This window comes from Bacteroidota bacterium (genome assembly GCA_039821555.1).
In the GTDB taxonomy this organism is placed as follows: Bacteria; Bacteroidota; Rhodothermia; order Rhodothermales; family Rubricoccaceae; genus JBCBEX01.
In genome coordinates, this window is sequence record JBCBNX010000024.1 from 29,238 (window position 1) to 53,304 (window position 24,067).

Consider the following 24,067-nt stretch of genomic DNA (forward strand, 5'->3'; position numbering starts at 1 on the left):
CCCATCAGCTACGTCAATCGTAGGATATGCTACTTCATGCATCAGTCTTGCCGAAAACGTTTGCGTTGCCGTTCGTTTGCAGGACCGCGCCGTGTCTCCTGTAGACATCTTGCGCTAGCGTGATCTGGTGGATCTCGTTGGTCCCTTCAATGAGTTCCATCACCTTGGCGTCGCAGAAGAAGCGCTGAACCGAATGCTCTGAGCTACACCCGCTTCCTCCGTGGAGCTGCACGGCGTCGGCCGTCGCCTTCGCGGCCACAATAGCCGCGTAGTACTTGGCCTGCGCCGTGGCCGTCGGCCCATCTGGCTGCGTTGCCTCTAGCAGGCGGGCGGCTCGCTGCGTCAGTCCGCGGGCCGCCTCCGTCTGGACCGACATGTCGGTGATGAGCCGGCGGACGAGCTGGAACGACATGAGCGGCTGCCCGAACTGGTGCCGCTCGCTTGTGTAGCGCGCGCTGGCCTCCAGCGCGGCCTGGGCGAGGCCCACGCAGCCAGCTGCCACGGTGAGTCTCCCGTGCACCAGTGCTGTTGCCAGCGCAAAACGCCCGCCCATGCCAGGACGTCCCAGTCTGTTGGCTCTCGGCACGCGACAGCCGTTGAGGCGAACCGTGCACGTCCCCCCTGCCCGCACGCCCAGCAGGCCACGGATGGGGTCCACCTCGAGACCGGGCGTCGAGCGCTCGACCACGAACGCCGCCAGCCCACTCGGCTCTTGGGCAAACACCAAGAACACGTCGGCGGTCTCCGCGAAGGTCGTCCATTTCTTGGTACCGGACAGCACGTAGTCGTCGCCTTCGCTCCGGGCAGACGTAGCGACCGCGTTTGCATCGCTGCCCACCTCCGGCTCGCTGAGCGCGAACGCTGCCAACTGCTCCCCGCAAGCGAGGCGGGGCAACCAGCAGGCTCGCTGTTCGTCGCTGCCGCACCGCTCGATGGTGTGGGCAACCATGGAGTGCACGGTCAGGAGACTCCGCGCGGCCGAGCAGGCCCAGCCGAATGCTTCAGCTAGTTGGGCAAGCGCAGACCAACTTGCCTCCCCGCCGCCGTAGCGACGAGGGAGCGTCATGCCAAGGTATCCCTCTGCTGCGACTCGCTTGATCGTAGCCATCGGGAACGTCTCCGAGGCGTGCCAGGCATCGGCGTAGGGAGCCAACTCCCTGGCCGCGAAGGCGCGATAGGTCCCAGGCTGCGTATTCGAGAGCGCAGCTCGGTCGCGGGTTGCAATCGGCGGTAGGGGGTTCACTGGGAGAGGTGCTTCGAGGAACGAGAGCGCATCAGACTGTAGCGCTCTCTTTGCGTGCTAGAAATGCTGTCATAGAATCGACACTTTTAAAATTGTCCATGACAAGATCATCGTCTTCTACTTGAACATCAAAGGTCCGCTCTAGGAATAAGACAAGTTGCATCGCAAACATCGAATCGACAAATCCTAACGAGAAAATATCTTCACTATCGGAGATTCCCCCAATGTGGAAATATTGTCCCAAAAACTCGCGAATGGTTGTTCTGTGCTCACGCATTGCTTTTGATGATGTGTTTGACTCAGAATGAGGAAGGCGAATCGACCGAGTAGGGATAAAATCCATGCCCACTCTTACGTCCCAGCAGGCCTGCTGCGACTAACTTTTTCAGCAGAGGTGCCGGTCTGTATTTATCGTCGTTGTAGCTCTCGTATAGCACAACAAGACTATCAAGGATGGTATCGAGCCCGATCAGGTCCGCTGTTTCAAGTGGACCCATCGTATGCCCAAAGCATCCTCTAAAAATGCGATCTACCTCCTTAGCTTCTGCTACCCCATCTTGGATAACAAATACGGCCTCATTAACTGTTAGCATCAACACTCGATTCGTCACAAATCCAGGCATGTCTTCTACTACAATTCCCTCTTTTCCTATCTGAGCCAACATAGTTGACGCCGATTCAATAGTACTATCATTAGTATAGTACCCCCGAATTAGCTCAACGAGTGGCTTCACCGGGACAGGATTCATAAAGTGCATTCCAATCACACGCTCTGGCTTTTGCACCAGACTTGACACTTTTGTGATAGAAATTGCCGAGGTATTAACCCCTATGATTACATCTGGTCCACATATCCTATTTAGATGACCATATACTTCCTTTTTTATATCCCATCGCTCTGTAACGTTTTCGATTACGAACTCTGCACGACCTAGCTCCTCGTAGTCCGTCGTGAAGTGCACCCGTCCGAGAACCGCCTGCGTAGGCTCCTTGGCGCTGCCCGGAGCACGAAGGCGGCCGTACCGCAGGTTCTGCCTGATCGTTTCCCCAGCCTGTTCGAGGACCTCTGGGGTGAGGTCCACCAATACGACGTCATGCCCCGAGGCTGCGAGCGATTGGGCTAACCCACAGCCCATCACGCCCGCGCCAACAACCCCGACGGTCTGAAACCTCTTTTGCGCGCTCATGATACCGGCTCTAAGGAGTGAGGAGTGGCTTGGTCACGAGGCCCCATGGCCTCTTCGGGATCCAGTTTGAGCACGAGCGACAGCCCGTCAGCGATAGGAATCATGCTGTGCAGGACGCGGTGATCGTTGCCCAACCGCTGGTTCAGCTTGCGAATGCCCACCGTCTCGGAGTCTTGCACGTCCAGGTCCGCGACCCGCCCTGCCCACAGGACGTTGTCTACGAGAAGCACGCCCCCGACCCTCAGCAGCGTATAGGCCTTGTCGTAGTAGGTGACGTAGTTCTCCTTGTCTGCGTCGAGGAAGATCATGTCGAACGACCCGTGCGCCCCCTCAGCAAGCAGGGCATCGAGCGTCTGGAGCGCGGGCGCAATCCGGAGATCGATGCGCGCATCGACCCCAGCTTCTCTCCAATAGTGCTCGGCGAGCGATGTCGCCTCGGGATCGATGTCGCAGGCGATCAAGAGCCCGTCGTCGGGCAGGGCCCGGGCGATGCACAGGCTGCTGTAGCCCGTGAAGACGCCCACCTCCAGCACGCGCCGTGCTCCGACGAGGCGGACCAGCACTTCGAGCAACTGGCCGACCTCGGGCGGGGTCTGCATTTTCGCCCCGTCCCTCTCAGACGTGGCCGTTCGTAGCCGTTTCAGCACGGAGGGTTCGCGCACCGATACCTCTAGCATGTAGCGGTAGAGGTCGTTGGAGACGTCGAAGAAGCGGAGTGACATAGTCAGCCTATGAGGTGGCCTACGCGGCGGTTGGCGTAGCGGTGATCGGTGCAGGAGCGCTTGAGCGGTTGCGCATGGCGAACCAGACGGCAATGCCGCTGAGAAGGACTCCAGAGGCGAGGTAGAGCCAGCCGTTGGAGAAGGCCACGTAGGCGAAGGCGTTGGTCGCCCACGCGTGAGCCATCGCGTAGCCCACGGGCATGGCGACAGCGAGGGACACGAGCCCGAGCAGCAGGAACCGACGGCGCCGCTGGGAGCCCGTGAGGCCGTTGCCTGCGTATCCGCTCGACACTCCGAGGGAGATGCCGACCATCAACAGCAGCAGCGCCGTGATGCCCGTCAGCAGCCGCACGTTGAAGCGTTCGCTCACGAACGGAGCGCGTGCCTCTTGCGCCAGCGACTCCATGAGGAATGGGCGGTCCGCAGAGCGTTCATTCCAGACGGCGGTGAGCCCTGCTTGCACCTGGTCAAGCGGTGCCTCGGGGTCAACGCGCACGATCAAGTACCCCGCTTCCTCCGGCTCGACCAGCGCCGTCATGGACACCACGCGCTTGTCCAGCGGCTCGAAGTGGAAGTTCTCGAGCACGCCGGATACGACGCCGAAGCTCTCCCCCACGGCAAACTGCTTCCCGATCGCGTACTCGGGGTCCCACCCGAGCTGGGCTACCAACTCGCTGTTCACCAGGTACTCCTGGTAGGGCAGCTCGCCTGTGACGTCGCCGCCGGCTATGAGTTGGAGGTCGAGGGCTTCCATGAAGTCCTCGTCGGTGTAGAAAACGGCCGCCTCGGCGCTGTAGAACCGGTCCTCGGCGCGGAACCGGCGCATCGTGTAGTTGCTCTGCGTCGGCACTGCCGAGACGAGCGAGGTCGCGACCACGCCCTCCACGTCGTCGATGGCGGCCTTCAGCGCGTCCCGATCGCTCATCAGGTCCGCGTTGCCCGCGATCGGCAACACGTAGGCATGGTCGAGGTCGAACCCGAGCGAGTGGCTGTCGACGAAGCTGAGCTGCTGGTGGATGAAGAGCATCGCGACCAGAGCGGTGAGCGCGACGACTAGCTGGAGCCCCGCCGCGGCGTACGGGCCCTTTCTCGTCTGCGCCTCTCCGTTGTGATCCTTCTGCGAGGACCGCGTCGCCCACCAGCCGAGCCCGAGCGCGAGCACTACCGCGGCGGCTACCATCATCAGCGAACCACTCACCGTGGGCGTCAGAGGAACGCTTCCAGGTGCCAGCAGGCTGCCGAGCCACGGAGCCACGGCGGCGGCTACGCCTCCTGCCACCAGCCCGATCAGCCCGAACGAAACCAGCGACGGCGTCGTAGGTCCCGCTCCGGCATCCACCGGCTTGCGTCGAACCCGGGCCGCTGTCACAAACGCGATGGCCCCGAACAGGACGACCAGTCCCATACCCAACGCCGCCAGTCCGACGGACAGCGCACTCCCGTTGGGCTGCAGTTCGCCTTCCAGGGACGAGTAGAGGTGGATATCCGTGACGGGCTGCATCAGGAACCCCGTCTGCGAGTCGTCGAAGCTCATGTAGCGCTGGATAAACGCTGGCAGCTCCGTGCCGACGAGGGTATCGATCGAGACGTCGTCGGCCAGGCGGACGTAGGTGGCGTATGGATTCCAGATCCAGCTCGTGATCCAGTCTTCCGGGATGCCTGCGAGAGCAAGCACCTCGGCCCGCGTCCCCATCGAAATCAGCATGTCGAAGTCCACGTGGGAGCGCATCGCGGCGGGCGCGAGGACGCCCGTCACCGTTAGATCGATCGCGTTCTCGTAGCGCAGCGTCCGGCCCATCGGGTCCGCTCCGGGGAAGTAGCGCTCGGCGGCCTCCGCGGAAATGATGATGGTGCGCGGTTCGCGCAGCGCCCCAGCAGGGTCGCCCGCCGAGAGCGGGATGGTGAACACGCTCAGCAGCGACGGGTCGGCCATGAACAGCCGGGGCTCATAGTTCACCGCTGCCGTGCTGGCCACGACCGGCGCCGGCTGAGGATGGTAGAGCCGAGCCGGAAGCACGCCGTCGAGGTCCGCCACGAGGTTCTCGGCCACCGGCCCTGGCAACGTGGCATATTCCACGGTCCCGATGGTGCCGAGCTGAAGCCGTTGCGTGACCCGGAAGACCCGGTCGACGTTCTCGTGGTGGCGGTCGTAGCTCCATTCTTGGTAGACGTAGGAGGCCCCCACGTAGGCCGATGCTACGACCAACGCTAGCGCTACCAGACACAAGCCTGCGGAGAGGGGCTGGCGGCCGATCGTGTTGAGCCTGCCGCCCTGGCGAGTCGAATTCATGGGAGAGTACCGAGTATGATGAATGGGGCTCTATGCTCTGCGACGCCGCCGGCGTGCCTGCCGCTGGCGTTGCGCCCGCTGCAGAATGGCGTCCTGTGGTAGGGTGTCCGATGCGCCGCCTTCGAGGAAGCCCGCCAGCGAGCGCACCGTCGGGTAGCGGAATAAGTCAACGAGCGTGATGTCGGGGTTGAGCGAGGACCGCACGTCGCGGTGGACGAGCGCCATGAGGAGCGACGTGCCCCCACGCTCGAAGAAGTTGTCCTCGACGCCCACCTTCTCGACCTCGAGCACGCGTGCCCAGATCGCGCTGATTTGTTGTTCCAGGTTGCCCTCGGGCGGCGCATAGGGCTGCGACGCTTTCGGGGATGTTGCCATCGAGGCCAGGCGCCCGCGGTCGACCTTGCCGTTGGGGGTGAGCGGGAACGCCTCGACGACGTGCAGCGCTGAGGGGACCATGTAGGCTGGAAGCCGCTCTTCCAGGAAGCGCGGCAGCGGAGGCAGCGTCCCGCCCATATCGCCCATGCCCTTGTGAGCCTGCGCGCCCAGCTGTAGGCCGTCGGCGGCGGCGTAGAGCAGGTAGACATACCTCGATGCGCCTCCCTCTCGTCCAATTTCGACGTACCGGTCCGCACTGCACTCGAAGCCGTGCGACTCCAACAAGCCGCGGCATTGCTCCAGCAACTCTTCGGTGTCCACCTCCGCCACGACCTGCTTGATCCTCGCCCAGTCGGTGGCCTTGATGCCCATCAGCACCTCGTATTCGCTCCGCTCTGCATCGATCTTGAGCAGGTCAATCTGCTCAATCCCCTGGGCTGCGATGAGGTCCGAGACGGTCTGGAGCGTGCACTCAAACGTTTCGGTCACGAACCGCTCATCGAGCGCCAACTCGATATCGTCGCTGGCGAGCTCGACCGCTTCGGAGCTGCCGGCCTCCTGCTTCAGTTCCGCCTCGACGATGTAGCGAGCGATGGCCCGGTCTCGGTCCGGGTCGGCGAACCGGCCGGACAACCCTGACGAGTTTGGATAGAACGTGAAGGTGTCTTGCCCGGCAGCCCGCGCCACTCCACGTTGGAAGGCCCCCCCATCGATGCCGTGACGGGCAAAGTTTTCGTTGAGGCAGGCGAACGTCGGAGGGATCGGCTCGAACGCATAGACGCGGACTTCCTGCGCGGCGTAGTGCGCGTACAGCGAGAACATGCCGATGTTGGCGCCCACGTCCACCACGCAGTCACCGTCCTCGATGGTGATGCCGTGGCGTAGGTAGGTCTCGTCCCCGAAAATCTCCGTGTACAGCCCGCTCGTGATGTGGTCGTGCTGATGCGCCACGTCCAAGCCGTTCGGGAGCGTGTAGCTCTGGAGCAGGCTCGCCGACGCAGCGGGGTCGGGAGCCTCGTCCGTCGCGGCGTCCACGCCACGCGCATCGGGTCCAGGTGATGTGCTTCGCTCGAGTAGGTAGTAGGCTTGGACGTGCGCGCCAACGCCCGTTCCTGAGACCACCGCCACCGCGTCGCGGACGGTCGGGTGGGCTCGCATGTGTGCTTCGATTTCCTGGAGCTCGACGCGGAACCCACGCACCTTGACTTGGGAATCGAAGCGGCCCATGAAGACCAAGGTGCCGTCGGGCAGCCGCCGAACGCGGTCGCCGGTCCGATACAGTCGCCTCCCCGGCGCGCTCGCCCACGGGTCAGGCACGAACCGCTCGGCGGTGCGTGCAGGAAGCTGCAGATACCCTCGGGTGACCCCTTCCCCTCCGATGTACAGCTCGCCGGGCACGCCCACGGGCACCTGTTCGCCTGCGGCGTCGAGCACGTGGAGCTGCGTGTTTGCGATCGGATACCCCAGTGGCACCGGATGCTCGGCGCCCTTGAGGTGATGCGTCGAGGACCATACGGTGGTCTCGGTCGGCCCGTACATGTTCACGAGCACGGTGTCGGGGAACGTGCGTTGGAGCGACTCGGCCAGCGCCGACGACAGCGCCTCGCCCCCGACGTACCAGTTCCGCAGCGTGCCTAGGGCCTCCACGACCTCAGGGTCCTCGACGAAGCTCGCCGCTGTGGACGGCGTCGTCTGCAGGTGCGTGATGCCATGGTGCCGAGCCAACTCCACGAGGGACCAGGCCCGCGTGGGTCTTGCTTCGGGAGCGGGTGTTTCCGCGGTCCTCTTCGTGCGCTGGTGCACGGTATCCAGGGCGGTCAGAGACTCCAGCACGGCCTCCGGTTCGACCCCGAAATCGATCAGGCAGGCGACCTCGTCCACGCCCAGGGCGCGGAAGTCCTCGGCACGGGCTGCACATTCGTCAATCGTCCCGATGAGACTGCTCGACTCGATGTAGCGCTCGACGGCTAGGTCGAGCAGGATCTCCATGTCCTGGTCCGTGAGATTCTGCTGCACATCGGCTTTGTGGGCCTCGGGTGCCAGGCTCTTGACGAGCCCGATGGAGCCGCGGAGGTATTGCCGGAATGGCCCCTCAACCTGCGCGCGCACCTCGTCCGCATCCTCCCCGACGAACGTGTGGAGCATGAGCGTCACCCGTGCCTTTTCGGGAGGGTGTCCCGCGTCCCGCCAGGCCTTCCTGTAGAGGGTGATCTTCTCCGCGAGCTCCTCTCGGCTCTGGCCAAGCAGGTGGGTTAGAATCCCCGCTCCGACTTCGCCGGCGCGCCTGAACGTTTCCGGGCTTCCGGCTGCGGTGATCCATACGGGAAGCTCCGGCTGCACGGGCCGAGGCATGACCTGCACATCGACGGGCGCTCCCTCGACCCCGTCGAAGGTGACGGCGTCGCCCCGCCACAGCCGACGCACGGTATCGAGGCCCTCAAACAAGACCTCGCGGCGGTTTGCGTAGTTGTCCGGGGCAAGAATGAAGTCGTGCTGGTGCCAGCCCGAAGCCAGGGATAAGCCCACGCGTCCCCCCGACAGATTGTCTACCATGGCCCATTCCTCCGCAATCCGCACCGGATGGTGCAAGGGCAACACGGCACTGCCAGCCCGGATCTGCACCGATTCGGTGATCGCGGCGATGGCCGCACCCGCGACTGCAGGACTGGGGTAGAGCCCGCCAAACGAGTGGAAGTGGCGCTCGGGCGTCCACACGGCCTCGAAGCCGTGCGTGTCTGCGAAGCGCGCCCCTTCCAGCAACAGCTTATAGGGGTTCTCCTGTCCCCGAGCCTCGTCGGCGAAGTAGAACAGACTGAAGGCAAGCGGGCGCGTCGAGCGCTGGGTGGGCTGAAGCCCCTGCGCCCCACGCCCCACGCTCGGTGGCGAGTAGAGCACCACATGGAAGCCCCTCGACAGCGTCCAAAGCAGTTCGAGCACCGAGATGTCGAAGGAGACACTCGTCGTTGCGAGCCAGGTGTCGCCCTCTCCTCCGTCCAGGCGGTCGTCCATCCCGCAGAAGAAGTTGGCGACGTTGCGGTGGGTCACCATCACACCCTTCGGCGTGCCCGTAGACCCCGACGTGTAGGTCACGTACGCGAGTCGGTCTAGGCCCACCCCCTCCTCTGGCGACGAGGTAGGCTGCGCCCCGATGTCCTGGCGGGCTGCCTCCAGGTCCAGGACCTGCTGCGTTGTGCCGGGTAGCGTCGATGAGATATCAGCCCGCGTGATCACCAGCGCAGGGCTGGCTCCATCGAGGACCTGCTTGACGCGGGCCTGGGGATAGGCGGGATCGAGGGGCACGTAGGCCGCGCCTGCCTTCAGAATGGCCAGCAGCGCGACAACGAGGTCGGCAGAGCGGTCCAAGTACACCGCCACGCGGCTTCCGGGGCCGATCTCTCGCTCCACCATCCAGTGGGCGAGTTGGTTAGACTGGGCCTCTAGCTCGGCGTAGGTCCACGTTGCATCACCGACGCTGAGCGCCGGCGCGTCCGGGGTGCGGACGCTCTGGCGATTCAGTTGCTCCGAAATCGACTGCTCGCGCAGCGGCGTGTCTGTCTGATTCCAGGCTCGCAGGGCGTCCTGCTCCGCTTCTGGCAACCACTGGAGGCGCGCCAGCGAACGATCCGGGGCCTCCAGGGCCGCCGCTAACACCGCCACGTAGTGTTCGGCCAGTCGCTCCGCGGTGGCAGGCAGGAATAGGTCGGTGTTGTACTGGATGGTTCCGACCCAGGCCTCCGCGTCCTGGCTGATGCTCAGGCTCAGGTCGAACGGGGCCGTCCCGTAGTCGAGGGGGATCGGCTTCGCCTCGACCCCTGCCAGTTGAACGGAGGCCGACGGCGTGTTTTGTACGGCAAGGAACACCTGGAACAGAGACGCGCCGCTTAGCTCGCGGGTCGTCTGCAGCGCCTCGACGAGGCGCGCGTAGGGGAAATTCTGGTGCTCGTACGCCGCCAGTGCCTCCTGACGAACGCGACGCAACAGCGCGTGGAACGTGTCGTCGTCGCGCACAGGAATGCGGAGCACCAGCGTGTTGACGAAGCAGCCGATCAGGTGCTCCGTGCGCGTGTCCGGCCGATTGGCCACCGGCGTTCCTATGGCGACCTCCTTGGCCCCGCTGTAGCGGGCCATGAGCGTAGCCTGCGCTGCCGTGAGCACCATGAACGGCGTCGAGCGTGTCTCTTGGGCCAGCGCTTCGACCCGTCGTACGAGCGCCGGAGGCAGTTCGAACGTGGTGGACGCTCCGTTGTAGGTCTGAGTTGGGGGACGTGGCTGATCTGGCGTGAAATGATCCACCGGCGACAGGCCGCCAAGACGGTCGGTCCAGTAGGCCTGCAAGGCGTCTCCTTCCGGCCCTGCGAGGCGTTGCCGCTCAAGCGCGGCCACATCGTCGTACTGCAGCGTCAGTGAGCCCAGTCCCTCGGCCGTTTCGTGTGTATAGCAGTGCCCAACCTCTCGGATGAATAGCGCGATCGACCACCCGTCGCAGACCACATGGTGCAGGGTGATCGCGAGGAGCGTTGTCTGTTCGTGCACGCGCAGGGCCGTGGCTCGCGCAAGCGGCCCCTGCTCCAGATCGAAAGGACGCTGGCCGAGTTCTATCGCCAAGCGCTGCGCGTGGCGCTCGGCTTGCTCCAGCGGCATGCCTCGCAGGTCAACGCGTTCCAGCGGCAGCCCCTGCGTGGGATCGATCACTTGGACGGGCCCCTCCTCCGAGAGCTCGATTCGGCTCAGCAGCACTTGATGGCGCTGAGCCACCATGGTGAGGGCTCGCTCCAACCTCGCGACGTCTAGGTCACCTTCCAGCCGCAGCGTCGTGCTCATGTGGTAGGCTCCGTTTCCCGGTGCCAGGCGCTCGACGAACCAGAGCCGCTCCTGGGCATGCGAAAGCGGCGCGCGGCGTTCGCGCGTGGCTCGCTCGCGCAGGAGCTGCGCCAGCAAGGCTCTCCGCGCATCGGGTCCCTCACCGTTCGAGGCGACTTCCGTACGTACTTCGGTTGTTTCGATCATGGTTATGTACGGAGGAGATGGGACAGAAGCTGTTCGACTTCGCTATCGGAGAGCATGGGTGCGCCGTGGCCGTCCCCTGACGGAACGGTCCCATCGGCTTCGACCTGCTCGGCCAGCCAGCCGAGCGTGGGATGCTCGAAGAAGGCCTGAAGCGACACGTCCAGGCTGAAGGTGTCTCGGATCTCGGCCAGCAGGCGCATCGCCAGCAGTGAGTGCCCCCCCATCCGGAAGAAGTCGCTGTCGAGACCTGTCGGCTCTTTTTCGAGGATGCGGGCCCACACGTCGCCCACGCGCTGCTCCACTTCGGACACCAAGGGTTGACCGGCGCTCTGAGACCGCGGCGCTGGGGAGGGAAGCGCCCGCTTGTCCACCTTGCCGTTGCCGTCCAGAGGCAGGGCGTCCAAGACGACGATGGCCTGCGGGACCAAGTACCGCGGCATGCTCGATTCCAAGCGCGCCCGCACGTCCGCGCACCACGCCGACCGATCGACGAACGCCTCGGCGGCTTCGGGGACCACATAGGCCACCAGGATGGGGTCCTCGCCAACTTCCGGTGCGCGACTCACGACCACAGCGGCGCTCAGCTTGGCGACGCGCCGCAAACCGGCCTCGACTTCGGCTGGCTCGATCCGGAAGCCGCGGAGGGCGATCTGGTCGTCCACCCGTCCCACGAAGTGGAGGGCGCCGCCTTTCGAGCGCACTCGGTCCCCGGTGCGGTAGAGACGCGCACCCGGTCGTTTCGAGAAGGGGTCCGGGACGAAGCGGGCGGCTGTCGCTCTGGGCCGAGTCCAGTAACCCCGGGCCACACCGTCGCCGCCGACGTAGAGTTGCCCCTCGACACCGAACGGGACGGGCCGCATGGCGTGATCTAGCACGTACACGGAGCTCGTAGCCAGCGCGCGCCCGATCGGCACACTCGTGGCGTGCTCGTCGGCCTGCGCTGCCCCGGCGTGCTCTGCGAAGAGCGTATTGGTGATCGTCGTCTCCGTCAAGCCGTAGGCATTGGTGAGGACGAGCGCACGAGAGCCGGTGGTCGTCCACCATGCCCATGCCTTTCGTTCGGTGGCGGCTGAACCGACGACGAGATGACGTAGCGCTGTGGGCAGGTCTGCGTCCTGCTTGGCGAGCCTGGCGGTCCACGCATGCCAGAACGGGGACGGTAGGTTCGCGATGGTGATGCGCTCCCGTCGCAGCATCGCGGTGAAGCCGTCCAGGTCGGAGGTCTCGCTCGCATCGGGCAGGACGAGGGTACCCCCTCGGATGAGAGCGGGGAAGACTTCCTCAGCGGACACGTCAAAGCTGACCGCAGCGAATCGCAGAACTCGGTCCCCAGGTGTTATGTCGAAGGCCGCCCCAATGGACATCGCATGGGCCGTCAGACCGTGCACGGACACCATGACGCCCTTCGGCGTGCCCGTCGATCCGGAGGTGTGCCGCACGTAGGCCAGGCGTCTGCGTGTACGGGATGTCGGTGACCCCAGTGCACGTGGCTTCGAGTCATGCTCCCGCTGCGTTGATGCGCTCCGAGGACATACCTGGAGAGCCAGAGCATCCCAGCCGCCAGCGATCTCGGCAACAACCGGCTCCTCCGCTTGGTAGCGCGCCGGAAGGTGGCCCCGCTGCGAGGCCGTCGTAACCACGAGGGCCGGATCCAGGTCGTCGAGGAGCGCTGCCCGCCGCATCGGAGGCGTCGCCGGATCCAACGGCACGTAGTACCCGCCTGCCGCCAGGACGCCCCGGACGGCGACGATGCGCGCTATCGAGGTCGGCAGCAGCACGGCCACGCCGGTATCGGGAGCGATCCCCGACGTCTGCAAGGTTTTCGCAAGGTGCCTCGCTTGGTTCTGAAGCCAGGCATAGGTGACGTGGTGCGAGCCCGCGACCACGGCAACCGCGTCCGGCGTCTCGGCGACCTGCTGGTCCAGCAGGTCACTCAGTTGCGCGGTGCCAATCTCCGCGGCCTGCGCCTGCTGCCCCTGCAGCAGACGGCGCTGCGCGATGCTGAAGGCCGGGAGGTGCTCAACCTGGGTCTCCGGGGCTAGCACGGCGCCTTGGAGGAGCGTCATGAAGTGCGTCAGCCACCCCGAGACCGTGGCGGCATCGAGCAGGTCCGCGTTGTATTCGAAGGCCACGCGTGTCTCCTTCGGGCTCCCAACGAGGTGCACCGTCAGATCAAACTGAGCGCTGGCATCCCCCAGATCCACCCGCTTCATCTCGACCCCTTCCAGCACCGCACGAGGTCTGGCCAAGACGTCGTCCTCCATCGACAGCATGACCTGGAACACGGGGTGCCGACTCGGATCCCGGGGCAGATTCAGGCCCTCCACGACACGCTCGAACGGGATCTCGGCATGCTCGCGCGCCTCGACCACGGTTTCCTGAACGCGCCGCACCAACGTGCCGAAGTGCTCACGCTCTTCCAGTTGGATTCGGATGCCCAACGTGTTCACGAAGCAGCCGACCAGGCCTTCTAGGTCGTGATGAGTGCGGCCTGCCTCAGGAGTCCCCACAACCAGGTCGCGACCGCTGGTCAGCTTGGCGAGCAGCACATAGAGCGCTGAGAGGACGACCGCAAAGGGCGTCACCCTGTAGTGCCTCGCCACGCGATCCAGCGCGATCCGCACCGCTGGCGGCATACGTTCGGAAAGGCGACCGCCTCGATAGGTCTGCAAGCGGGGTCGGCTTCGGTCCAGCGGGAGCTCGGCCGGGGCGAGCCCATCCAGCTGATCCAGCCAGTACTCGAGGTCGCGCTCAGCCTTGGCCCCTTCAAGCCGGCTGCGCTGCCATACCGCATAGTCGGCGTACTGGACGGGCAGCGGCGCGAGGTCGGGGGCCTCGCCTCGCACCAGCGACGCGTAGCACTCCGAGAGCTCGCGGAGCAGAAGGTCTATCGACCACCCATCAGCTACGATGTGGTGGAAGGCGAGCAGCAACGTGTGCCGAGCCCCAGCCTCCTGACGGACGAGGTACGCGCGGAGGGTGGCTCCGCCCTCCAGGTCGAAGGGCCGTTGCATGGTTGCCCGGCCGAGGCGTCGCAGCGCGGATGCTCTTCGGCGAGCCGGAAGCGCGGAGACATCGACCTGCCGCCACTCGATCGCCGCGTGGTCGTTGGCCACCTGCACCGGGTTGCCGTTGCGCTCCTCGAACGCCGTGCGCAGAATCTCGTGGCGCTGCGCCAAGTGCGCGAGACTGCGGCGCAGCACGTCGACACGGAGCGTGCCGTTGAGCTGCAACCCCGCCGCGATGTGGTAGGCCGGGCCGGGAGCAAAGCGGTAGAGAAACCAGAGCCGCTGCTGTGCTAGAGCGAGAGGCACCTCGGCTCCACGGTCTCGCGGTGCCAGTTGGTTTTCCGCGTGGGGCCTCGGTGCCTCTTGGAGCAGCTGCGCAAACGCGGCGACCGTCGGCGCGGTAAATAGATACTTCGCGGGGACCTCCCAGCCAACGAGCTTGCGCACGCGAGAGATCACCTGCATCAAGAGCAGGGAGTGACCGCCTAGCTGGAAGAAGTCCTCGTCGATGCCCACCTCGTCTCGTCCGAGAGCGTCTGCCCACAGTCGGCAGAGGTCCTCTTCGAGGGGCGTCCTCGGTGTGCGATGGTCCTCATTCTCGTGGACCGGATCCGGGAGCGCCTTCGTGTCCAGCTTGCCGTTGGGTGTGATCGGCAGTTGCGGAAGGAAGACGTAGGCGGAGGGCACCATATAGCTCGGCAGGCTGCTAGCCAGCCCCGCACGGAGCCTCGCCGCATCGGTCTCGTCGGTTGCCACGACGTAGGCCACGAGCGCCTCCGTCTTGCCCACCGTGCGGAGGAGGACGGACGCCTGCCCAATGCTGGGAAGACGCTCAAGTGCCGCCTCGATCTCCCCTAGTTCTATCCGGAACCCTCGCAGTTTGACTTGCCGGTCTTGCCGCCCCACAAAGGCCAGCGAGCCGTCTTCGAGGCGTCGGACGCGATCGCCGGTGCGATAGAGGCGCTCCCCGTCCATTCCGGAGAACGCGTCAGGGACAAACCGCGCCGCCGTTTGACGGGAGTCGGACCGGTAGCCGTGAGCGAGGCCCGCCCCACCGATGTAGAGCTCGCCAGCCACCCCTGCCGGGACGATGTGTCCTCGCGGGTCGAGCACGTAGCCTCGCAGATGCGAGAGCGGCCGCCCGACGCGGCTCTCGGCGTCCGGGAGCAGGTCCTCCGCTGTCACCTCGGCGTAGGTCACGTGGACCGTCGTCTCGGTGATGCCATACATGTTGACGAACGTGGGGCCGCCAACCGGTATGCGCTCGCGCCATGCTCGCAGGTGGCTTGCCGAGAGAGCCTCCCCGCCGAACACGATCCAGCGCACGCTCTCCAGGGCACGGTCCACGTCTGGGATGACCTCAGACAGCCGCTGGAACGCGGACGGCGTCTGGTTGAACATCGTCACCCGTTCGCGCTCCAGCAGGCCCAGCAGCCTCTCCGGCAGCCGCCGGTCGGACTCGGGCACGATCACCAGACGGCCACCGTAGGCCAAGGCACCCCAGATCTCCCAGACGGAGAAGTCGAAGGCAAACGAGTGGAACAGCGTCCAGACGTCTTCGCTTCCGAACCCGAATCGTGGGTGGCACGCCTCGAACAGGCTGGCAACGCTGCCATGAGATACGCCGACTCCCTTGGGCCGACCCGTGGAGCCTGAGGTGTAGATCACATAGGCCAAGTCCTGGCTTCCGAGCGTGCTGACCACGTCGTCGGACACCCCATCTGCGTGCTCACCCTCAGCAGGCGCTTCCAGGGCGATGGTGGGGTATATATCGAGGCTCGCGCGGATCGGACCCGTCACCTCACGCGACACCAGGACGACGTCCGCCTCGCTGCTCTCCAGGATGTACTCGGCGCGCTCCGTAGGACTGTGCGGATCCAGCGGCACATACGCTCCGCCGGCCAGCCACACGGCCACCAAGCCTGCAATCATCTCAACCGACGGCTCGGCACACACCGCCACCCTCGCTCCCCTTCGAACGCCAGAGGCTCGCAGCCGAGCAGCCACGTCTTCGGCCTGACGAACGAGCGCGCCGTAGGTAATCGTCGCAGGGCCAACGGTCAGCGCGACGCGGTCGGGGTACCGCGATGCCTGTTCCAGCACTCGCGCGGGGATAGCCTGGGACGAGCCCAAGCTCTCGCTCGCCGCGGCGCCCGGATCAGGCGTGACAACGCCCTCCTCGGGCGCGACTCGGGCCACCAGGCTTAGCGTACGATCTGGTGCGCCCAGGGCCTCGCGAAGGATGTCCGCGCAGTGATCGAGGAGACGACCGGCGAGCGCTTCAGAGAGACGGTCTTGATCGTACTCCAGCCGGAGAGCCAGACCGTGGCTGTGGTCTGTGACGTCGAGCGTGAGGTCAAACTTGCTCGTCCCCGAGGGAGGCTCCATCACGCGGGCCCGGGCGTCGCCGAGTCGCGTTTCGTAGAGGTAGGTGGTTCCTCCCTCGCGCATTCGACCGCCATCGCCTGCGGATTGGTGCCAGGCAAGCACGGCCTGAGCGAAGGTCTTCTCGCTGCCCTGCCCCATCGCCGCGGCGAGGTTTCCTATGGGAAGCTCGCGCTGGTCGAGGGCGCGCAGCGACGACGCGCTGACCGCAGAAACCAGGTCTCGGAACGATGCGCTCGGGTCGATTTCGACCCCCACCAGCACGAGGTTTACGAAGCACCCGATGACGTGCTCGTCTTCTGCGCCCGACCGCAGCGATACCGGTGTCCCCACTGCAAACGCGTCCTCTCCTGAGTACCGGTGCAGGGCTGTCGAGAACGCAGCCATCATGACGGCAAACGGGGACACGCGTTCGGCGCGAGCGAACTCGTGCACACGGTGCCGGAGCACACTGCTCAGCGACCTCGTGTGGACGCCTCCGCGGAATCGCATCCCCTCGTGATCGGGTCGAGGCGGCCCTATCACGAGAGGCCGGCTGCTCGCCAGTCGCTCCTTGCCCGCTTGCGTAGCCGACACGAGCGCGTCCCCGCTCATCCGCTGCCGAGTGCGGTAGGCAAACTCGCGGTAGCGAGACGGCAGTGGCGGCAAGGCAACCGCGTCTCCCGCTTGGAACGCGCGGTACGCCACGTCCAGCTCAGTGAGCAGGATCTCGATGGACTGCCTGTCCGCCACGATATGGTGGAGGACCATGACCAACTGATGCCGTGCCGGACCCAGGCGGAGCAGTACCACACGCCACAGCGGGTCACGGGCCAAGTCGAAGGCTTGCAACGCTAGGCGACGACGCCACTCCGCCGCGACCTGGACTGCAGCGTCCCCCCTCCCCGCAAGGTCAATGATGGCAAGCTCGGTCTGACCCACCTCGTCTACTTCGGGGCGCGGCTGGCCGTCAACGGACTGATAGCGTGTCCGCAGAGCCTCGTGCCGGCTCTCCAGATACTCTACCGCGCGGCCGAGCGTGGGTATGTCGAGGTGGCCTTCCAGCTCAACCACCACCGGCATGTTGTACATGCCTGCCTCTGGGGCGAGCTGCTGTGCAGCCCAGATGCGCTCCTCTGCGAATGACGGGGTCGCCTGCTGCTTCGCCCCGATGTAGTCGACGAGGGCACCCTTGCGGTGGCGTATCTCCTCCTGCACGCTCGCGCTCAGCGCTCCGACGGGTCCCTCACAGTGCAGGTGCCCCGCATGCTCGTCCGCCCAAAGCAGGATGCCTTGGTCCGAGAGATGATCGACGAATTGCTGTGAGGTCAAAACTTCAGGTGCACCGTGTCTGATCGTCCGTCTGGTGTGGCCTCGGTCCCCTGCCCCATCTCGTGCAGCTGGTCTGCGAGCTGCGCAACCGTCGGCGCCTCGAAGAGAAGCGCGATCGGCAACTCCGTCCCGTGGGCCCGCCGTACTTCGGAGGCGATCTTCATCGCCATGAGCGAGTGGCCTCCGAGGTCAAAAAAGTTGTCATGGATGCCAACGGCGGAGACGCCCAGGACCTCCTTCCACGCCTCGCACAGCACCGATTCCAGTTCAGAGCGAGGAGCTTCGGACGCGTTGCCCGTCACCCGGTCTGGGGCCGGCAGCGATTTGCGATCGATCTTCCCGCTCGACGTCTGGGGCAGCGTGCCGAGCACGGTCACCGAGCCGGGCACCATGTATCGCGGCAGGCGGGCGCCCAGGAACAGCCGGAGTTCGCGGCTGGAAAGCTCTGCGTCGCCCACCGGCACCACGTAGGCCGCCAGCAGTTGCTCCGTGCCTTGCTCGCGCACCACGACGGCCGCGGCGGCGATGTCGGGGTGGCTGCGGAGCGTCGCCTCGATCTCGTTGAGCTCGATGCGGAACCCGCGCAGCTTGATCTGTCGGTCTACCCGGCCGTGGAAGGCCAGCGCTCCGTCCGGGCGCCAGCTTGCCCGATCTCCCGTTTTGTAGAGGCGCTCCCCGTGATTGGCGAACGGATCTGGAATGAATCGCTCGGCCGTGTGCCTCGCTCGGCGACAGTAGCCCCGCGCCAGCCCGATGCCTCCGAGATAGAGCTGCCCTGGGACGCCGATCGGCACCGGTCGCAGGTGCTCGTCCAGCACGTACGTGCGCATGTTGGCGACGGGCCGTCCAATGGGAACAGCCTGGCTGCCATCCGTACGCTCGCACGCCCACGCCGTGACATCGATCGAGGCCTCTGTGGGACCGTAGAGGTTGTGGAGGCCAGCCGCCGCGTTGACATCGAAGAACTGGTCGCGCAAATCGTGGGTGAGCGCCTCACCACTGCAGACGACGCGCGCAAGCGTGCGCGTCTTCGCGGCGACCTCCGATGCCTGGAGGAAGGCGCGCAGCATGGACGGCACGAAATGAGCGGTGGTGATCCGCTCACGCTGCATCAGCGACGCGAGATACTCTGGATCGCGATGCCCGCCCGGCCGCGCCATCACCAGGGCCGCACCTTGCCAGAGCGGCCAGAAGAATTCCCAGACCGAGACGTCGAAGCCGAAAGGCGTTTTCTGGACGACCCGGTCTGCGGGGGTGAGGCCATACGCCTGCTGCATCCAGTGCAGCCGGTTCGCGATCCCGGCGTGCTCGATCATGACCCCCTTGGGCCGCCCGGTCGACCCCGACGTGTACATCACGTAGGCCAGCTGGTCAGTCCGATGCTTCACCGAGGGCCGAGACGCGGGCAGCGCATCCAGCACCCCCCAAGCGGCCTCGACCGTCACCACGGGGACGGCAGACTCCCCGAGCTTCGAGCGCACCGCCTCCGCGCAGAGCGCGACCGCGGCCTGCGTCTCTTGCAGCGAGAACACGAGCCGGGCTGGTGGCGAGTCTGGATCGAGGGGCAGGTAGCTGCCTCCTGCTTTCAAAATGGCCACCATGGACACGACCATCTCGACGGAGCGCCGCTGGCACACTCCGACCGTCACGCCGGGGCCAACCCCCCGTCCCACAAGCAGGTGGGCGAGTTGGTTTGCCTGCCGCTCTAACACACCATAGGTCAGGTGGACGCCGTCTACGACCACCGCTACGGAATCCGGAGCCCGCGCTGCTTGCTCTTCGATCGGACCATGCAACAGCGTCTCGCTCGGATAGTCCTCCTGCGTCTCGTTCCATGCCGTCGTCACCTGGACCTGCTCGTCCCCCTTCAGCATCGAAAGCTGCGAGAGGCGCTGCGCCGGATCCATGGTCATCGACTCCAGAAGCTCCACGTAGTGCGCCACGAAACGCCCGGCAGCATCTTCGTCGAACAGGCGTGTCCTGTACAGCAAGGCGAGGCTATACTCTTCCTCGCCGCGCGCCACCGACATAGCGATCTCGAACTCCGCACTCGGCGTGGGCACAGCCACGGACCTCAGCGGCAAGTCCGAGTGGGGTATGCCTCCTCCCTCCTGTCCCAGGAGCAGCGGAGCATAGTTGGCCCCCCTGCCCGTCTCCGCGGAGAGGTCACTTGACTGATGCGCCTGCTGCATCGCAAACAGAGCCTGGACCAGCGGCGTCATGTCTGAGCGCCGGCGACCAGCCAAGTCCTCCACCATAGACGGGAACGGATAGGGCTGGTGGGCCCGCGCCTCGCCGAGGGTGGCGCGCGTTTGCTGTACGAAGGACCGGACGGTGGGGTCGCCAGCGTTTGTGGACCGGAGCGGAAGCAGGTTCACGAAGTAGCCGACGGTGTTGGCCCATTCGGCACGAGAGCGGCCCGTCGAAACTGTCCCGGTGAGCAGGTCTTCTTGCTCTGTGTAGCGGTGCAGGAGAAGCTGGAACGCCGCCATGAGCACGGCGAAGCTGGTCGTTCCCTCCGCGGCGGCCAGGCGGTCGACTCGGCGCGACAGATCCAGCGGGAGGCGTCCCGCCACCTGAGCACTCTCCGAGCCTCGGCGCGCATCGTCGGCCGGGTTCTCTGGCAGTTCGAGCACCTGGGGAGCCCCGTCGAGCTGGCGCTTCCAGTAGGCCCGCACCGCCGCGCCTTCCGGGGCGTCTTTGTGTGCGTCCACGTAGGCTCCGTAGTCAACGACGCGCCCCCGCGCTGCTGCCAGCGAGCTTGGCCGAGCGTGGTACGTCGCCCCGTAGAGCTCCTGGAGTTCGCGTAGCAGCCCTTCCACCGACCACAGATCCGCGACGATGTGATGAACGACGAGAAGAAGCACCGGGGCCACGTTCGGCCCCCGATAGAGCACGGTTCGGAATAGCGGCGCCTCCGAAAGCGCGAGCGGCTTGGCCGCAGCCCTGGCAAGCATCGTCTCACGATGGCGCTCCGACGCACACTCGACGACGTCAAACCGAACCGAGGCCTCGTCGACCACGCGTTGCTGCACAACGCCCCGGTCTTCTGCGAAGCTCGTGCGCAGCGCCGCATGCCTGGTCACGAGTTGATGCAGGGCCACGCGGAGCGCCGGTTCGTCCACCTGGGCAGGGAGACGCACGGCCCGTACGATCTGGTAGGTCGCCGCGTTGGGCGCGGTGTGGTGCAACATCCAGAGCGCCGTCTGCCCCGGCGATGCCGCGTAGGCGACGACTCCCGGTTCGGTGTAGAGCGGCGTTGCACGAGGTATGGAGGCCGCGCGCCCTGCGCCTGCCGCTAAGGACTCTGCGAGGTGGCTCAACGTCTGTCCACCAAGCAGGTCTTCCACCGAGACGGTGACGTCTAGCTTCTCTTCAAGGTGCGCCGCGAACGTAATCGCGCCCAGGGAATCGAGGCCCTGGGAGGTTAGAGGGATGTCGGTCTGGACAGCGGAGGCGGGTCGCTTCAGCAGGCGCGCCACGCCCTCCACGAGTGCAGCGACGAGTTGCGCAGGGTTCTTCGCGCTACTGGGCTCGAGTGCCAGCAGAGCGCTGTCAGCATGGCCCGCATCCTTTCGACTATCACTTGAAGCCGCGTCACGACCTTCGAGAACCGGGACGTCCAGTCTCGCCGCCTCGAACTCGCCCCTCACGAAGGCCGTCCGGCAGGCCTTCCTCCGGACCTTCCCACTCGAGGTCTTCTTCACGGCACCGGGCTTGACCAACACCACGGCGTGGGTATCCAGCCCGTGCTCCAGGGCGATGGCGTGGCGTATGGCCTGGGTCGCCTCGGCCGCGTCGAGCGAGCGCCAGGCGGACCGACGGACTTCTACCACCACCACCAGCGCAGCGCCGCCGTCCAGTTCCACGGTGAACGCCGCGCCCGATCCATCCCGAAGGGCCGAGTGACTCGACTCCGCCGCCCTCTCTAGATCCTGGGGATAGTAGTTGCGCCCGCGAATGATCACGAGGTCCTGCAACCGGCCGGTCACGTAGAGGGACCCTTCGTGAACGAAGCCCAAGTCTTTGGTTCGCAGGTACGAGCCCTCACGTCCCGGCAAGGCGTTCTCGAAGGCCTCCTGCGTCAGTTCAGGAGCGTTCCAATACCCTTGCGCTACCGAAGGGCCTTTGACCCAAATCTCGCCTACGGTTCCTGGCTCGCACTCGCGCCCGTCCGCTCCCACAATGGCGATGGTCACGTCTTCGTCCGCGCCTCCACATCCGACCAGGTGTTGGGCCGCGGCGCTGTGGGCGGCTTCTTCCACCCGGTGCTCCGTCAGGGCTTCGGGATCCACGGAGAGCACGTCGGCGGCTTGTCCAACCCGGTCGCCGGTTACAAACAGCGTAGCCTCGGCCAAGCCATAGGTCGGGTAGAAAGCTTCGCCTCGGAATCCTGACCTTGCAAACCGTTCTACGAACCGATTCATGGTCGCGCTCCGGATCGGTTCGGCTCCATTGAACGCGAGCTTCCAGCAGCTCAGGTCAAGCCCGGCCTGGTCCTCGTCGCTGACCTTGTCAACACATAGGCTGTAGGCGAAGTCCGGCCCGCCGCTCGTGCGGGCACGATACGTTGAAATAGCTTCGAGCCAGCGCGCTGGGCGCTTCAGGAAGTCTACCGGGGACATCAGCACACACGACGCCCCGAGATAGAGCGGGTGCATGAGGTTGCCAATGAGCCCCATGTCGTGGTAGAGCGGCAGCCAGCCCACGACGGCCGGCGTACCCTCGTGCTTGAAGGCGCTCCGGATCATGCGCTGGTTGCTGATCAGATTCCCGTGGCTGACCATCACCCCCTTAGGGGCTCCAGTGGACCCTGAGGTGTACTGGAGAAACGCGAGCGAATCTGGACGCAGGTCGGCTGGCTGCCACGCACGGGCTAGCGAGTCTTCAGCGCTCTCTGTCTCAACCCATGTCTGGGGCCTCCAGTCAACGAGTTCGTTCTCCTGGGCATCGATACCCTTGCGGATGCTCTCCGTGGTGAGGATGAGCGAACTCTCGGCGTTGTCTGCTACGGCACGAATGCGCTCAAGCGACTGATTGCGCCGAGGCGGGTAGAGCGGTACGGGAACGCACCCCGCATAGAGGGCGCCCAGAAAGGCCTCGATGAACGCGGTGCCGTGGGGATAGAGCAGCAGGGCACGGCGTCCGTAGGCGTCATGCTGTTGCAGCAGCGCTGCCACAGCCCTCGCCCGCTGATCGAGCTCGCCATAGGTGTACTGCTGCTCGACACCTTGGTCTCCTGCCAGGAACGTCAACGCGCGCGCTGCTGGCCGCTGCTGCGCGTGCTCTCGGAGCACATCGATGAAGGTTGCACGGTTGTGGGCGACCGTCATGGGCTACCTCGTCCTGTTGAACGCTGAGACGGCTCTGGGGCAGACCGTGCCCCTCTGATTCCATCCAAGTACCCCCGACCAAGGATCTCATTGTTCATGTAGGTCCGGTCCGAGATACGAAGCTCATCCGCATCGAAATACCAGGCTCCCCCGCGCACAATGGTGCCCTTTGCTTCGCGGCCTGGCCAGTCGCTGTTTGTGGCAAAGCCAAGGTCGCCGAGGTCGCCGTCGCCGTGTGTGCCTTGGAACTGTCGGCCTTCGTGCTGGTCGAGGGAGACCGTTTGCTCGCTGACGTTGCCGCTCAGTTCCATCGCGCCGTAGTACGAGGCGCCCGCGGCTTGCCGGTAGCCTTGGGCCGTCTCGGAGAAAATGCCCACCCGCAACGGCCCAGCCTTCCCGGCTCCTCCCCGCCTGAACAGGCTGCCAAACGAGGCATTCCCATCGGTCACCTCGCCGCTTGCCTGCTCTAGCCCATCCGTCGCTAACTCGCCGCTTGCCGGATCCAGCACGTTCTTCGACTTGGCGATGTAGGTCGACCCCCACGCGTATTCTCCAGCAATGGGTGGCTGGTCTCCCCGCGCGGCCTTCTCGTACTCCAGTTCCGTCATAGGGCGCAAACCGGCCCAGTCCATGAAGGCGGTCCCATCGGGCCACCCGATGTAGGACACGGCGCGGTTCGGGTACTGTGCTCGACACCCGCTCTCGTCGCACGCGATGGCTCCTCGGTAGTCTACGTAGCTGTACGTGTTGTCTCGAGGTATCTCCGCGTTCGGGTCGGGCGTTTCCAGGCTGATGTTTCGCACGGCGCGCTGCTCAGGCGTGAGCAGCGTCAGGAAGGTCGCGTACTGCCCCTGCGTCAACTCGTACTTCCCCACGTAGAACGCCTCGTACCCCGTCGGGTAGCCGGCATTGTCGATGCGCGCCGCCGCCCCCGCCGTGTTGATGCCGCCGTCCCCGTCCACGTACACACCCTCTCCTCCGAGTACGTTATCCATGTGGTAGCCGTCGGTGCTCTCCTCGAAGTCGCCTCGTTGCACGACGGTGCCCGTGGAGTCGATACGCACCGGCTCCCCTCCGGCCCCCTCGAACGCTGCCACCGACACCCCGTCCCCCGCGTAGAACGCACCCTCCGGCACGTACACCATCTCCAGGCCCAGCACCCGTACCTCCGCACCCGCCGCGGCGCCGTCGGCCCCCGCCGCCCAG

General features: G+C 65.4%; 9 protein-coding genes. All 9 read right to left on the reverse strand.

The genetic code is table 11. The annotated features are described in order from the left end of the window. Nucleotides 1–34: 34 nt before the first annotated feature. A complete protein-coding gene (locus tag AAFU51_17145; GenBank protein ID MEO1572981.1) occupies nucleotides 35–1,243 on the reverse strand; it encodes an acyl-CoA dehydrogenase family protein in 1,209 nt (402 codons plus the stop codon). 31 nt (nucleotides 1,244–1,274) lie between these two features. Continuing rightward, nucleotides 1,275–1,586: a phosphopantetheine-binding protein gene (locus AAFU51_17150; GenBank protein ID MEO1572982.1), complete on the reverse strand. Its 312-nt coding sequence runs from the start codon at nucleotides 1,584–1,586 to the stop codon at nucleotides 1,275–1,277. Further along, nucleotides 1,543–2,430: a 3-hydroxyacyl-CoA dehydrogenase NAD-binding domain-containing protein gene (locus AAFU51_17155; protein MEO1572983.1), complete on the reverse strand. Its 888-nt coding sequence runs from the start codon at nucleotides 2,428–2,430 to the stop codon at nucleotides 1,543–1,545. Before AAFU51_17155 ends, AAFU51_17150 begins: the two co-directional genes overlap by 44 nt. Further along, on the reverse strand, nucleotides 2,427–3,152 hold the full coding sequence (locus AAFU51_17160) for a class I SAM-dependent methyltransferase (GenBank protein MEO1572984.1): 726 nt from the start codon (nucleotides 3,150–3,152) through the stop codon (nucleotides 2,427–2,429). The genes AAFU51_17155 and AAFU51_17160 overlap by 4 nt, the downstream gene beginning before the upstream one ends. Nucleotides 3,153–3,171: 19 nt before the next feature. Then, nucleotides 3,172–5,442 carry an ABC transporter permease gene (locus AAFU51_17165; protein ID MEO1572985.1) on the reverse strand — a complete coding sequence of 757 codons (2,271 nt, stop codon included), beginning with the start codon at nucleotides 5,440–5,442 and terminating at the stop codon, nucleotides 3,172–3,174. Nucleotides 5,443–5,472: 30 nt separating this feature from the next. Beyond that, the gene (locus AAFU51_17170; protein MEO1572986.1) at nucleotides 5,473–10,824 is read right to left on the reverse strand and encodes a MupA/Atu3671 family FMN-dependent luciferase-like monooxygenase; all 5,352 of its coding nucleotides are present in this window, start codon (nucleotides 10,822–10,824) and stop codon (nucleotides 5,473–5,475) included. Between the two features lie 2 nt (nucleotides 10,825–10,826). After that, on the reverse strand, nucleotides 10,827–17,528 hold the full coding sequence (locus AAFU51_17175) for an amino acid adenylation domain-containing protein (GenBank protein ID MEO1572987.1): 6,702 nt from the start codon (nucleotides 17,526–17,528) through the stop codon (nucleotides 10,827–10,829). Then, a complete protein-coding gene (locus AAFU51_17180; GenBank protein MEO1572988.1) occupies nucleotides 17,525–22,861 on the reverse strand; it encodes an amino acid adenylation domain-containing protein in 5,337 nt (1,778 codons plus the stop codon). The genes AAFU51_17175 and AAFU51_17180 overlap by 4 nt, the downstream gene beginning before the upstream one ends. Further along, nucleotides 22,858–24,067 (reverse strand): SUMF1/EgtB/PvdO family nonheme iron enzyme (locus AAFU51_17185; GenBank protein MEO1572989.1); only part of this gene is annotated, 1,210 nt, incomplete at its 5' end. The genes AAFU51_17185 and AAFU51_17180, both read right to left, overlap by 4 nt.